The 14,443-nt window shown below is 39.8% G+C and carries 12 protein-coding genes and 1 tRNA gene; 6 read left to right on the top strand and 7 right to left on the bottom strand.

All coding sequences use genetic code 11. The annotated features are described in order from the left end of the window. Positions 1–26 precede the first annotated feature (26 nt). Genes V7O66_RS12255 through V7O66_RS12245 form a run of 3 tightly spaced genes read right to left on the bottom strand, consistent with a single transcriptional unit; the run spans position 27 to position 1,953 of the window. The gene (locus V7O66_RS12255; RefSeq protein ID WP_406660593.1) at positions 27–590 is read right to left on the bottom strand and encodes a sensor histidine kinase; all 564 of its coding nucleotides are present in this window, start codon (positions 588–590) and stop codon (positions 27–29) included. Continuing rightward, a complete protein-coding gene (locus tag V7O66_RS12250) occupies positions 587–994 on the bottom strand; it encodes a histidine kinase dimerization/phospho-acceptor domain-containing protein (protein ID WP_406660592.1) in 408 nt (135 codons plus the stop codon). Before V7O66_RS12250 ends, V7O66_RS12255 begins: the two co-directional genes overlap by 4 nt. Then, positions 991–1,953, bottom strand: coding sequence for a PAS domain S-box protein (locus V7O66_RS12245; protein ID WP_406660591.1), 963 nt, complete (start codon positions 1,951–1,953; stop codon positions 991–993). Before V7O66_RS12245 ends, V7O66_RS12250 begins: the two co-directional genes overlap by 4 nt. Before the next feature lie 206 nt (positions 1,954–2,159). On the opposite strand from V7O66_RS12245, the gene V7O66_RS12240 reads away from it, so the two are divergent. From V7O66_RS12240 to V7O66_RS12220, 5 genes are all read left to right on the top strand, one after another. Then, complete coding sequence (locus tag V7O66_RS12240) at positions 2,160–2,612, top strand: YqaA family protein (protein WP_406660590.1); 453 nt, start codon at positions 2,160–2,162, stop codon at positions 2,610–2,612. Between the two features lie 90 nt (positions 2,613–2,702). Beyond that, positions 2,703–2,776, top strand: a tRNA-Val gene (locus tag V7O66_RS12235). A 796-nt stretch (positions 2,777–3,572) separates the two neighbouring features. Further along, a complete protein-coding gene (locus V7O66_RS12230) occupies positions 3,573–5,132 on the top strand; it encodes a hypothetical protein (protein ID WP_406660589.1) in 1,560 nt (519 codons plus the stop codon). 571 nt (positions 5,133–5,703) lie between these two features. Beyond that, on the top strand, positions 5,704–6,744 hold the full coding sequence (locus tag V7O66_RS12225; RefSeq protein WP_406660588.1) for a hypothetical protein: 1,041 nt from the start codon (positions 5,704–5,706) through the stop codon (positions 6,742–6,744). Beyond that, on the top strand, positions 6,741–7,205 hold the full coding sequence (locus V7O66_RS12220) for a hypothetical protein (RefSeq protein ID WP_406660587.1): 465 nt from the start codon (positions 6,741–6,743) through the stop codon (positions 7,203–7,205). Before V7O66_RS12225 ends, V7O66_RS12220 begins: the two co-directional genes overlap by 4 nt. A gap of 381 nt (positions 7,206–7,586) precedes the next feature. Here the strand turns inward: V7O66_RS12220 and V7O66_RS12215 are convergent, their stop codons facing one another. The 4 genes from V7O66_RS12215 to V7O66_RS12200 form a co-directional block, all read right to left on the bottom strand. Further along, positions 7,587–7,769 carry an integrase gene (locus tag V7O66_RS12215; RefSeq protein WP_406660586.1) on the bottom strand — a complete coding sequence of 61 codons (183 nt, stop codon included), beginning with the start codon at positions 7,767–7,769 and terminating at the stop codon, positions 7,587–7,589. After that, a complete protein-coding gene (locus tag V7O66_RS12210) occupies positions 7,732–9,057 on the bottom strand; it encodes a hypothetical protein (protein WP_406660585.1) in 1,326 nt (441 codons plus the stop codon). Before V7O66_RS12210 ends, V7O66_RS12215 begins: the two co-directional genes overlap by 38 nt. Positions 9,058–9,281: 224 nt before the next feature. Next, positions 9,282–10,412, bottom strand: coding sequence for an integrase (locus V7O66_RS12205; protein ID WP_406660584.1), 1,131 nt, complete (start codon positions 10,410–10,412; stop codon positions 9,282–9,284). Between the two features lie 85 nt (positions 10,413–10,497). Then, positions 10,498–12,939 (bottom strand): heavy metal translocating P-type ATPase, encoded by a 2,442-nt coding sequence (locus V7O66_RS12200; protein ID WP_406660583.1) that lies wholly within the window; start codon positions 12,937–12,939, stop codon positions 10,498–10,500. 696 nt (positions 12,940–13,635) lie between these two features. On the opposite strand from V7O66_RS12200, the gene V7O66_RS12195 reads away from it, so the two are divergent. Beyond that, positions 13,636–14,295 carry a molybdopterin-dependent oxidoreductase gene (locus V7O66_RS12195; protein ID WP_406660582.1) on the top strand — a complete coding sequence of 220 codons (660 nt, stop codon included), beginning with the start codon at positions 13,636–13,638 and terminating at the stop codon, positions 14,293–14,295. Positions 14,296–14,443 lie beyond the last annotated feature (148 nt).

Below are 14,443 nucleotides of genomic sequence, written 5' to 3'. Positions count from 1 at the left end.
AGAGTAAAACAGGAATTATATCAAACTCATTCAGGTATGTAGCCAGGGAAGATCACGTGAACTGTGGTACCCCTGCCTTCCTCACTTTCTATCCAGATATTTCCACCGTGAATCTCAACTATGGACTTACTAACATACAATCCAAGACCATTACCCCCATATCTTCTCGAATTGGAGCCGTCGATCTGGTAAAAACGATCAAATATATGAGATAATTCCTTCATGGGAATTCCAATGCCTTCATCCTTGATAGAAATATGAACATCACCCTGGTCCTCAAAGACAGAGATGTATATGTTGCCGCCATCAGGACTGAACTTAATGGCATTATCTATCAGCGACCTGAAAATGAATGGAATATATTCCACATCACCCATTATCAGAGGCAGCTTATCTTCAACTTCCTTTTTGATGGATATGCCCCTATCGCCTGCCTTGAATGAGAAATATTCGGATACTTTTCTCAAACTGTCTTCAACCTGAATAGGGTCAAACCTGTAATTCACCCTTCCGGATTTCACGATACTGAGATAGATAAGCGAATCCAGCAGGAAACTTAAATGATCATATTTTTCGAGCACTATTCTCATGGCATTTTTTGTGCATCATTTAGTGTACCCAGCACCTCATCGTGGACGAGTTCACTGTAACCTTTGATGGATATAAGGGGAGTTTTAAGTTCATGGCTCAGATTGGAGATGAATTCATCTTTCATCTTATCAAGGATCTCAAGGGATTCATTTGCTTTTGAAAGCTCATCAGCATATTGCCTAATTGATTCTTCCGCCTCTTTCCTCTCAGTTATTTCACGAGTAACTCCTAAGAAAAATTTGAATTTGCCGCTTTCATCAAAAACTGCGTTTGCAACAGCTTCTGGCCATACAGCATGACCATCCCTATGATATTGCTCAATCTCAAATATTTCTTTACGGCCATCAAAAATACCTTTTTCGAAGTCATCAAAAAACCTTTTTACCCTACTGCTTATGTTCATGAGACTTTCAGGCGGAAATATTTCAGGTAATGTCGTGCACAGACTTCTTCATGAGTGTAACCCCTTAGTTTCTGGACAGAGGGACTGACGTAGAAAAAAGTACATTCCTTACTCATTGTCCAGATGACATCTGTAGTGTTTTCAGCTATCAGACGGAATCTCTCTTCGGATTCTTTTAATTTATCTTCAGCAAGACGTTTCTCAGTAATATCAGTACCTGAACTGATTACTTGTAATATTTTACCCGAGTCATCGGTCAGGTAGGAATTATTCCATAGTATCCGGTGCTTAATTCCATTCTTTGATACAATATCATTTTCATAATTTCTGAATTGTTCGTGTTCACCGGAGATAATTCTGTTGAAGGTAGATATGGTCTCATTTTTTTCATCAGGATAAATAGCCATATTGAACCAATCTTTTCCTATCAATTCATCCTCTTTGTAGCCCAGTATCTGGCAACATTGAGCATTGGCAACAACTACCTTACGATCGCGGTCAACTATGAGAATCATGTTACCTGCAATATCAAGGTATTTTTTTGCCCTTTCACTTTCAGCCAGGAGATTATCATGCAGTTGCTTGTTCCGCAGTAGGTTCCTTACTCTCAGGGTAACCTCAGTCTTGTCAAGCGGCTTGATAAGAAAATCATCGGCCCCTGCTTCTATGCCCTCAAGCATACCGCTTTTTGAAGTAAGTGCAGTTACGATCACCACCGGAATGAAATTTGTTTCTTCGGATGATTTTATTCTTCTGCATACCTCATATCCATCCATCTCAGGCATCATCACATCCAAAAGAACAAGGTCAGGTTTTTCCGAAGACAGTAACTCAATTGCTTCGATACCACTAAAAGCACCCACAGTATCATATTCCTGCATTAGCTGGGTTTGAAGCAGCCGTACATTGAGTGGCTCATCATCCACAATAAGTAACTTAAACCTGTGCTGTTCGTTCATGGATAGTACCAATAGTATCTTTCAATACATGGATAAATAGAATGAGTCTGTGAACTAATATATAGATAGATTATATAATAACCTTGCTTTTCAACAAATTTTTAAATATGGTACTAAAAAGAAAACACCACCATAAGGATGTAATCTTATAGATGAACAGGGAATTACCAATAATATCTTAAACGATATTGAATGAAGGAGAAGAAATGTTAGAACAGCTAGCTGCAAATATTGCAGATTACGGATACATCAGCCTTTTCATTACAAGCTTTCTGGCATCCACAGTACTTCCACTGGGTTCGGAAGCTCTTGTCATACTGCTTATCAGGTCGGATTTCAATTTCATGTTAGTGGTTTCAGTGGCAACGATAGGCAATTATCTTGGTGCCTGTACCAGTTACTATATCGGCCTTAAGGGACGTATCGATATCATCGAGAAATACCTCTCCATCTCGAAGAAGAACCTTGGCAGGGCAGACGATTGGTTCAAAAGATACGGATCATACGCCCTTTTGTTCACCTGGGTACCTGTCGTGGGTGATGCCATTACTGTTTTTGGTGGAATCCTTAAACTCAATTTCAAGATATTCTCAGTATACGTGATTATTGGCAAACTGGCACGTTACGCAGTGATAGCCTATGCTGCAGCCAGCATCTGAAAATAGATATTTATTCTTAATTTTTGAAACTGAACAGGCAGTTACATTCGATAATTATATAGATGTGAAGTCCTATTGTAGTTAATACATGGGCCTGTGGTCTAGCTGGTTATGACGTCGCCTTCACACGGCGGAGGTCCGGAGTTCGACTCTCCGCGGGCCCATCTTCAACTTTCTCTTCTTCTGATATTGATTTTTGTAAGAGAGATAGCTGTTTTTCTACTGCTTCAAACCTTGATTCAAGGGTTGCTTGTGCAGCAGGTTGTACAACTAGATTTTCATCCACATCTTCATCTAAAGAGATTAAAAACAAGGGTTTCCCATTGTATTCTATCTCAAAAACGTGTGCATTATCCCCTATAAGTGCGGCATAAGATGATGGCAACCGGACCATTGGATAGGCAATATTTGGCTTTGCCTTGTGTTTTGTAATTTTGAATACACCTATAGGTTTCATTATCAATCACCTCTATATGATAGTACAAATAATGGTTGTACAACTTAAAAAATATGATTATTACGATATATAACTTTCGTAGCAAATGTACTGCAGGTGTTAACAGCGACTTAGTGCCTAATGATACCTTTTTGTTAGCAGATAACTTAATATAACAAACACCTTACACGTATAGGATGAGGAGTTTTTTGCTGCCCGCGTGTTTCTCCTCATTCTTTGCGCGGCGTTTTCGTGGTTGTCGAATATTCGGTCGCCGACCATCTTTTTGAAACCCTGCATAACTAAAATGCAGTAAGTATAGAATCATTTACGAACAAAAAGTCCTCAAACAATTTGGGGCAATAATCAAAAGCATCTCTGCGGATTGAATTTTTGTTCAGCCCCCTCCGTTCAGATGTGCTAAATCATTTCTACAGGGGTGGTTTTGGATAATACTCTTAAAATGCATGAGCTTTGCTTTTGAAAAAATAGGACATTAAAATCACGATGTCCAAGGAAGAAATATGAATGAATTTAAAAATGCTGGAAAACTCTTTGATTTCCATAACGAAAACGAGGAATCAATTCCTCAGGAGGATATGAGAAATACAGCAATAATTGCAATTGAAAAGCACAGAAAAGCGAAGGAAGAAGAAGCCTCAATTGAACCTGAGGAAAGTGATCCAGAACCTGTTAAAACCAATTTAGAGACAATTAACAGGTCTTTTGTAATCACTGAAGATAGAATCTATCTGAGTGTCATGGATAAAGCCGGCTGGCCCGAGTTCGCATACATGGAAAGCAGCCAAATATCCTATGCACCTAGCATTCAGAAAGATGGACAAGATATCTATCCTCAATCTCTTCCATCCCATAATGGCGCTCTTGTGCCAATTGTTGGAGTACCGATAAGGGAGTTCATTGATGAAGCACCGGATATAGAAACGGATGAATTGTGTGACTTAATCCACAATCATATGAAGAGGTACATTGATGCCCCTGATCTTGATATGGAAATGTTCATCCATTATATCTTGTTCACATGGTTCTACAAGAAGCTTAACACGACCCCATACTTGCGCTTCATTGGTGATACAGGCAAAGGAAAGTCCCGATTTCTGAAGGTTATCTCTGACCTTTGCTTCTATCCAATAACTGCTGAAGGAGCAAGTACTTCAAGCGGAATCATGAGATTCAAGGAGAAATGGAATGGAACACTAAAGATAGATGAAGCGGATTTTAATGGCGGCGCTGAGAGTACGATAATAAAATATCTCAATCTCGGTTTCGAGGAAGGGCGCCTGTTCATTAAAACTAACAAAGCCAACCATCAAGAGCAGGAATTCTTCGATCCATTCTGCCCCAAGGTCATTGCGATGCGGAACCCTTTCCAGGATAATGCTACAGAGGGGCGTTTGCTATCATTTGCTCCGAGGGAAACTACAAGAAAGGACATCCCGTCAAATCTGCCACCTGAATACAACGAATGTGTAGAAAATATTAGGGGCACCATCACTCGTTTTGTGCTGCGGAACTGGAATCGTGTTGACCCCAACAACCTCATAGATTGCAGAGATATGGAAATCGAAGGGCGATTGAAACAGCTAACTATCCCACTATCATTAACGCTTCAACTGCTGCCGGATGGGGAAGAAAGGTTCAGGAACTATATAGGCCGGCGCCAGGATGAACTCAAGGATTTGCGGTCAAAATCATGGGAAGGAGCGATGTTCAATTACGTTTATTCCCTTGCAAAAGGTGAAGATGAACCACACCTTGATTTTGCTCAATATTCCACGGATGATGGAATTTTGGCTGTCACGCCTTCAATGGTTGCAAAAGGTCATGGAACAACTGCTAAAACGGCATCCCAAACCTTAGCAAGCATAGGCATGACAACTGAACAAAAGACCGTGAGACTGCAAGAGAAGTCTAAGAAAACACGCCTGTATGTTGTACCGGATGAAAATGTCTGGCGTGAAATTATTCAACGATACTATTACACGGATGAAGAGTCGGATGATAAAAATCCAGACTGCCCCGAAGTGTTAAGATCAAAGAGGTATGCAGCAAGTATGAACTGAATGGAACAGATGGTACGCATGGAACACTTGCCAGGAGTACAATGAGGTAGAATGCATGGTACGCTTCTACCTTTATATAAATATCATGTTTTAATAAAAATACATTGTATCATGCATTGTACTGTATAGATATGAAGTGTTCTAACTGTTCCATGTGTTCCTTTTTAATCTAGAATAAGAGTAGTTTGACTTCACATGTTAGATTCATTATAAGTAACCGTTGGAACAATTCTACTTTTAGTATCGGCTTTTGTCATAATTCATAGTTTAATCGCAAAGAAACAAAAAATAAATAGAGTATCATTTCAATCAAGTAAACCAGTTTTTTCAACAAGAGTTAATTTGAGAAAACAATCAACGAATATAATAAAAAATCTCAAAAAACATCAGTAAAAAGTTAACTTGAGAAACAATTGTTCTTTTAATATTTGAGAGTGATTTATAGGATGGTGAGAATATTCAGCACTTAAATCAAAATCTGAAGATTTCAAAAAATAGTTATATATATCTTAAAAATAACTGATTACATGTTTTTATAGAACATCACTAAATGGGGATATGGTAATCTTTTATGATTATAGAAAAACCAAACTTGTCGGAATCTGATAGTGACAATGTTCTTAATGAGGACTATAATGAACTTTGTGAAAAGTATAATCTGGTTTGTGCCGAATTAGAAGAACTGAAATCACAAAATAAAGAGCCAAAGATATCTGCAACGTTGAAATCCTCGTATGATATTATAGAAGATAAACCATTAAATATTGAAGAATACAAAAAATGGCTCAAAACAAAATTTGGTATAGCTATATCAAATAGAACTGAAAATCATTACAATTCTGTAAGAGGAATAATCAGTGATGGTTTCAAGGATTCCGAATTGTGGACTGAATTATGTCAAAATTTAAAAGATTATGATGAGAAGTACAACCTGAAAACAAATGGGTATAAACTTTTTAGTCCCAATTTTGTTCCGGAATTAAATGAAAAAACCTATGAATCATTCATATTAAAAACTTTTAGAAAAAATGTTGTAAATAATAATAATTGGCCTAATGAACCAGAGAAGGGATGGATGCTTCCCGACAATTGGTATGAAAAAACAGGCGATATTGTTAGAACATTATTTGTTGTGAAATACCTAGATGGTATTGAGTTTTTGATTAGCATAATAAAGTCTGTTTGTAAAGAAAATGGGTTGCCATGTGAAATCTCTTTTGAAGCAAAGGATGAAGGATATTATGCAGCGCATATTGATATAAAACAAACATTTGAAATTCCAAAATATGACTGGGATACAAAAAAAATAGATGTTTTTATTGAAATTCAAATAACAACTCAGTTACAAGAAGTTATACGTAAATTATTACATACGTACTATGAAGATAAAAGAATAAGTAGTGGAAAACAATCAGATTCATGGAAATGGAACTATAAAAGTGATGAATTTGCTGCAAATTATGTAGGTCACATACTTCACTATATGGAAGGAATGATTATGGATATAAGGAATCGAAAAAATAAATTATCTTTTCAAAGTGGAAATGAATTTGCAGCTGAGGATAGTGATATTTTGAATTTATTAAAACCTATAGAGGAGGATTCCATATGAGTGAAAATGTAGAATTTAGCCAACATAAGGATTTTTTAGAATATTTTGAAAAGATAGGAATAGGAGTAATTCTCCAAGAAAAGATAGAAGAGATTTACAATTTTTATCAAAATGTGTGTAGTGAAAAAATAGAAGATATTTTCATAGATGAATATATAAATGCGGATGGAGAAAGAGTGTATGAAGATATCAACTTATTTTCAGAAAGTTTCGTGATGGTATCAAACAATTTTATAAAGTTACCTGACTTTTTTATGTGCTCCTTAAAAAATAATGTTGCTTTTTGGGCTATGGAAAAGATAGAATATGATTTTATAGAAGCTAATGAAAAATCAAGAATGAATTTACGTGTTTCGTTTAATTCCGATGCTAATGCTTCTTTTAAAGGATCTAAGGAAAATTGTGACCACCTCAAAAAAATCATGATGAAATATATTGTTACAAATTGTACTCAATCATAAAACCACTCATCGAAGGCAATTCTGCCATACTTCTGATTATCAAAGTTGGCACCAAGGCATATAATGTAACGGTAGAGCCTATACGTTGACCAAACGTGTACTGTCAACAGTTGTGGGCACTCGTCCTTGAATGAAGCCAGCTACACAGTCAGTAATACGACAATTATTAAAATGGAACAGATGGCACACAGGGAACACTTGCTAGATGCACAGTAAAGTAGAATGCATGGTACACATCTACCTTTATATTTATATCATGTTTTGATAATAATACATTGTACTACTCACTATCATGCATCACACTGTATAGATATGAAGTGTTCCAACTGTCCCAAATGTTCTCGATATGATTAGCTATCAGTCACATAAATAAAATTTGATTCATATCGGAAACTTATCCAGCACTCTAGCATATTGCAGAGTGGCCTGATGCACTTTGTTCAAGTAATGAGCACTTCCAACCGTGGTTGCTGCTCTACCCTGAATAAAGTCTGCAACGCCTTCTGTTACACCTGACTTTTTTATTTTACGAATTATTTCCCAGAACAGAATCCATCCACTCACGCAGACTGATGCCGGCTTTCCCAGCGCCTTCTAGCAAGTGTTTGTGGCGAACGAGACCAGCAGGGTAATTGGCGTCTATGAGGCTGTACATAAGGTTGTGCCACAAGCAAGCAGCCAGCCACTCTTTCACCGGCGTTCTTTCTCCATCAAGATACGCGTACACTCGCAGAATCTCGTTCTTTGGATCAAACCCAAGGTCGATGTGTCCCAAATCAAGCAGTAACAACTGCATCGGTATCCCAGCTAGCCACTTATCAAGTCCTAACACATAACCAAATAAAAGATGCCCAAGTCTTTCCTTTTCCGTTCCGACCTTCCGGGTCTGTATGCCCAACTTGCCGGTTCCAATTCCGTGAATCCAGCCTTCGATGTAGCGAAATGTGTTGTGATGACAATCAGATAAAGTGTACACTCCTGATGCGATGTGGGCACAAGTCTTGTACAACTCTCTTTTCTGAGGATCGTCAAGCTTCTCAAGGTTTTTTTTGAACTTTTCGGCCCACCAAGGATGAATCTTCGGTAGGCCTGCCTTCTTCGATACCTCTGCATCGAGAGAAGCCCCACGTCCACCGTCCTCAAAAAGGTCCTTGCCTTCGGCCATCTGTTGTTCGATCTCGTCCGACGATGGAAAGAACATTGTATAGCTGTTCCTGGTAAAGAAATCAATAGTAAGAAGCATCCGTTTCATCATCAGCTTCTGGACGTCCGTCAATTTATCCACCGGCCCAAGCCATTCGTACGTACGATTGATAAAACCCTCAGCATGAGGGTATCTCTTGACAAACTCCTCCTTGCCCTCGGCCGCAAGATAACCCGTCAATACGGTGTGTATTATCCTCATGCTTTCCATATGAAACGGCTGAGTAGTTCTCTGCTCCCACCACATGCCGGGACACCAGCAGCCGTTGTGAAATGAGGGTTCATCCAGTTTTCCCCGGCCGATGGCGTTCAACAATTCATCAACGGTAACCGGGAATCCACTATCACATGGTACAAGGCTCGCGATATGAGCGCGAATCTGGCGAGTGCTGTCATCCAGAGTTCCTAATTTACTCTGTATGTTATTGATGTGTTTAATTTCCTTATCCCAGTCCTTTTCTTGACCAGGAAACGTCCAGGAAAAAACCGGCCATCTTATTACCTCATTACCCACATTATCCGAAGTAATAGTTGTGATTATGTCTTCTTTTTCGCCTTCATATAAAGACTTCTTACCCGTGTATATCGCCTCAAAACCGGGTGATACCATATCATACGGAACTAATCTAATTTTTTTCTTGTTTGCCATGGTATTTCCCCATAGATTTGCGTTAGAATGCTTTGATATTTTTGTGAACTGCTAAGCATACAGTAAGTTAGAATGCATGGTACGGCTTTTACCTTTATTTTGTTATCATTTTTTGATGATAGTACATTACACTTCTGAATACCATGCACTATTCTGCATACATGAGAAGTGTTCCAACTGTACCAAGTGTTCAATCTTTGGAAACTGTGAACATCACACATGAATCATATCGAAAACTTCCTCAGGATCCTCCTGTACTCATTCTTAGCCTGTTCCACTTTATTTAGATAATGAGCACTTCCAACAGTTGCAGGTGCACGGCCTTGTATAAAGTCAGCTAGGCTCTCAGTGACTCCTTCCTTAATCATAACATTCAGATGCCACTTACGAATCGTTTTAGCAGAAACCCTTCCTGCTTGCAGCTTCTTCGTTAATGTTTTGTAATGATCTGAAGAATGGAACGATTTTATTTCAGAGATGTATGCAGTTGGAAAAAATATCTGGAAGGTTCGTTTGTTTCCTGATGAAAACTCGGAGGTAGGATAATGAGCAATTTCTCCATCAGTTACAACTTTGTTTTCATCAAAGCTCTGAAGCATCTGATATAAATGACTCAGACGACTTCCTGAACTCACCAATAGTTTGAATACTATCTTTACATCTTCTGGGCAGGACGCATGAGCTTTCTGTACCTCTTCGTCAGTTATATAGACTTCTGTTACGCCTGACTTTCTTATCTTTATGAAGCGCCTCCATTTGTCTACACTGAATCCACATACATCATCAATTTCTTCGTCTTCACAATAGTTGAATAGATTGCGCAATCCACGAGATTCCTTATCTTTTAGGTCAAGTTTCCTGAATTCATTTGGTTTGCAAATGGTATTAGTTTGGAAGAATTTCACTAATGCATTGATATAACCTTTTTTTGTTTGCTCAGAAACATCCCTATGCTTCAACCATTCCTTGAATTCCACACTATGGGATTGCCAAAATGATTGTAGGTCTGGAAATAATTCCTGACACTGCATACTTTGACAATCATTCATACCATATGCATGCAAAAAACGGTTGCTTGCTACTGAAACCTTCACACGGCGGAGGTCCGGAGTTCGACTCTCCGCGGGCCCATTAGACTTATTTTGCGATTCTTCTGATAGTGATTTTTGTAAGAGAGATAGCTGTTTTTCTACTGCTTCAAACCTTGATTCAAGGGTTGCTTGTGCAGCAGGTTGCACAACTAAATTTTCATCTATATCTTCATCTAAAGAGACTAAAAATAAAGGTTTGCCGTTGTATTCTGTCTCAAAAACGTGTGCATTATCCCCTATGAGTGCGGCATAAGATTGTGGCAACCTACGTAGATAATGTGTATAGTTTTGATACGGGTTTTATACATTCAATGAAACGCATCGAAGCATCCGTAATCTTCGACAATGATCACTTTTCGGGATCAGGATCAATGTTTGTGTGTCTGAGTCTCAATGAATTAAGCACAACAGTCAGTGAACTCAGTGCCATTGCACCAGCTCCTATCATGGGATGAAGCAATCCAAAGAAAGCTGCAGGTATAGCTACCGCATTATAGATCCAAGCCCAGAAATAATTCTCTTTGATCTTACGGAAAGTTGCCTTTGATAATTTGATAGCAGAAATAACTGACTTGATATCTCCCCTCACCAGTGTGATATCAGAAGATTCAATTGCTATATCAGTACCCGTACCTATGGCAATGCCCACATTTGCCTGTTTGAGTGCTGGGGCATCATTGATCCCATCCCCTACCATTGCAACTATATCATATTCGGATTGCAACTTTTTGATCTCATCAACTTTCCCCCCAGGCAGGACATCGGATATCACATAACTGATCCCAATCATCTTTGCCACTGCTTCTGCTGTCTTCCTGTTGTCGCCGGTGATCATTGCAGTTTTTATGCCCATTCTTTCGATCTCCCGGATCGCCTGAATGGAATCTTCCTTGATAGTATCTGCAATTGCAATGGCTCCAATCACTTTCCCATCCATTGCCACCAATACAACTGTCTTGGCAGCAGCTTCAAGGTCGCCTATTTTCTCCTCAAATTCCTGATAATCCACACTGAACATGGAGAGGATCTTGCGGTTTCCCACGATGATCTCATGACCATCAATAAGGCCCTTCACACCTTTACCTGTTACAGATTCAAAATCCTTAACTTCATGAGTACTCGCCCCGCTCTCTTCTGCTTTCTTGATTATGGCAGATGCCAGAGGGTGCTCTGAAACTGATTCCAGGCTTGCTGTATAGGACAATACTTCCTCTGATGACGAGCCATCAGAAACCAGTACATCAGTTACCTGAGGTTGGCCTTTTGTAATTGTACCTGTCTTATCAAAGGCAATGATCTTTACATCTTTCATAGTCTGTATTGCCTCACCACTGCGAATGAGAATACCTCGCTGTGCTCCCCTTCCACTCCCAACCATCAGGGCTGTGGGGGTTGCCAGACCAAGGGCACAGGGGCAGGAGATGACGAGTACTGCTGTTGTGGCAAGGAGCCCAAGGGTGTAAAGAGGAACATCTGTATTACTCCATGGGAAATTGAAATACTCAACTATCGAGATATGAAAACTGGAAAATAGTATCCATGAGACAAAGGCACCTGTGGCGATGATGATCACAGTCGGTACGAAATACCCGGTCACCCTGTCAGCAAACTCCTGGATCGGAACCTTTGATCCCTGTGCCTGCTCTACCATGGTTATGACCTGGGACAAGAAAGTATCCTTACCGAGCTTTGTGACGCTTACACGCAGGACGCCATGCTGGTTAATAGTGGAGCCAATAACCTCATCTCCTTCTTTTCTTTCAACTGGCATTGATTCGCCTGTTGCCATGGACTCATCCACAGTACTGCTGCCGGAAACCACAACACCATCGGTCGGAATTTTCTCGCCGGGTTTTATGATCATTATGTCATTTATGTTAAGCTCTTTAACTGAGATCTCTTTTTCGACTCCATTCTCAATGATGCGGGCATTCTTGGCTTCCAGGGCAATCAGTTTCTTGATCGCCTGGGATGCCCTGCCTTTTGCCATTGTTTCCAGATATCTCCCAACAAGGTGCAGTGCCATGATCGCAGCTGCCATTTCTACAAATGTGGTCACCTGGAACCAGAAGCCAAGCATACTGAGAATATAGGGGATAAGGGAACCCATGGTTATGAGCGTATCCATGTTGACCGTTCTGTGTTTCAGAGCTTTCCAGGTTGCCTTGTGGGTATCAGCCCCCGCTATTAAAACAGATGGAATAGCCAGTATTAAGGTAATGATGAAATAATATGGAATGGCCACATAGAATATCTGAATCATCATGAGGATCATGATTATGCCGGCGAAAGACCCTGCCATCCACATCTTGCGTGCTGCCTTGTTGATCGTGAGCTGGTCACGGTCAACCTCCTCTTCTTCTTCAAAGCTCATCGTATAGCCTGAATCATCAACAACCGCTTTCATATCGTCGATGGATGTAACGGAGGGTTCGTATGAAATTGTGGCTTTGGATGCAGCAAAATTGACATTTGCTTTGTTGACCCCGGGAATCGAAGAAAGTGATCTTTCAACCGTTTGTGCACATGTTGCACATGTCATATCACCGATGTTGGCAGTGATTGTCCTTGTTATCTTGTCTGCAGGAGTCGCACTGTATCCTGTATCTTGAACAGCTTTTATCAGTGTATCCACATTTGTAATATCCGAGTCGTATTCCACAAACGCTTTTTCAGCAGGCAGATTGACATTTACAGATACAACACCTTCTGTTTTTCTCAAGGCATCTTCAACCCGTCTTGCGCACGAAGCACAGGTCATTCCTTCAATCTCTAATACTGTCTTTATCACACTTTCACATCATTCATGATCTTGTTTGATTCGGTCCATGCAAAATACAGATATATCTTGTGCTGTAGAAATTAGATAAGGATTGACTCCGCCTTTTCCATGCCTTCAGCTCTGCATATTGCTTTTATAACGGTCATATGTCAATGTCTAAAGGACATACCCTCTGCCTTTATAGTTGTTTCAACCATTTTTAAACTCCCATAATGAAATGTGTAGTTATTTGATTAATACTTATTCCGGCTCTGTAGAAATCCACTTGTCTAAATCATGTCCATAAGGATTCTCAATCCCTTCATCTTCCAGATAATTAAAAAGATTTCTTAAACCTCGTTGTGCTTTTATCCTTAAGTAAAAATGAGCTTAGTTCTTTTGGATTACTTGCTTTATGTATTCAAAAAATATGATTAGAGATGAGCAGTAATCTTTTTTTCGATTACATATTCCTCGATAAGCTAACCATTCCCTAAAAGATTGCTGGTACTCTATCCAGTAGTCATTCAATAACTCATTTTCAGCATCAATCGCCATATTCACACGGCGGAGATCCGGAGTTTGACCCTCTGTGGCCCCATTAGACTTCTTTTGTGATTCTTTCAATATTTTCGACAAGAATTCCAATTTTCACCAAAAAGATATATCTCCCATAAACAACAAAATTCCATTATAGATCAGGGGAGAGGTCCTATCAAAGTTATATTGATTCTGTTCATCCTTGTATTCACCATTAGCTCAGGCTGCGTCTCTATTTCTGAACCACCTGACATCAAAGAATCTGCATACATGGAAGGTGAAGCAAGGGAATATGATGAGGTAGAACTGACCCCAATATCCCAGCAGGGCAATTTCATGATCAAGGGCACCCAGTATATAGACAGGGATGACTACATCATCCGGGTGGACGGACTGGTGAATAATTCCCTTGAACTGAACTATGAAGACCTGCTGATGTATCCGAATAAATCAAAAGCTGTAAGACTCAATTCCGTGGATGGCTGGAGCTTTGATGCGAAATGGACCGGTGTCCCCCTGAAAACATTGCTTGATGAAGCAGGGACTGAGGAGAGCGCAAGAACTGTCATATTCCACGGCGTGGACGGCTATTCCACATCCCTTGAACTTGATTACATAGTGGATAACGACATAATACTTGCATACAGGCTCAACGACATCACCCTGCCGCCTGAGAGAGGTTTCCCGGTGCAGGTTGTGGCAGAGGACAAGTACGGCTACAAGTGGGCAAAATGGGTGGTGCACATCGAAGTCACAGATGAACCATACAGAGGATACTGGGAAAGGAGAGGTTATAGCAACAGGGCTGATGTGGGAGAGCTTGAATACGGGATCCCATGGGCATAGGTCATACACCTCCTAAATTGCCACTGAAACCTTCATACAGAGCGGTCACTCTCCATATAACCCACAAGAACAATTTATCAACTATGCCAACAAAGTGTATTTGATGTGTCGTTTTACATCATGATCTATAGAACGAGCAGCTTCGTGG

The organism is Methanolobus sp. ZRKC3 (assembly GCF_045291275.1).
In the GTDB taxonomy this organism is placed as follows: Archaea; Halobacteriota; Methanosarcinia; order Methanosarcinales; family Methanosarcinaceae; genus Methanolobus.
Note: the sequence above shows the minus strand (reverse complement) of the source record. Positions and strands in the feature narration are given on the sequence as shown.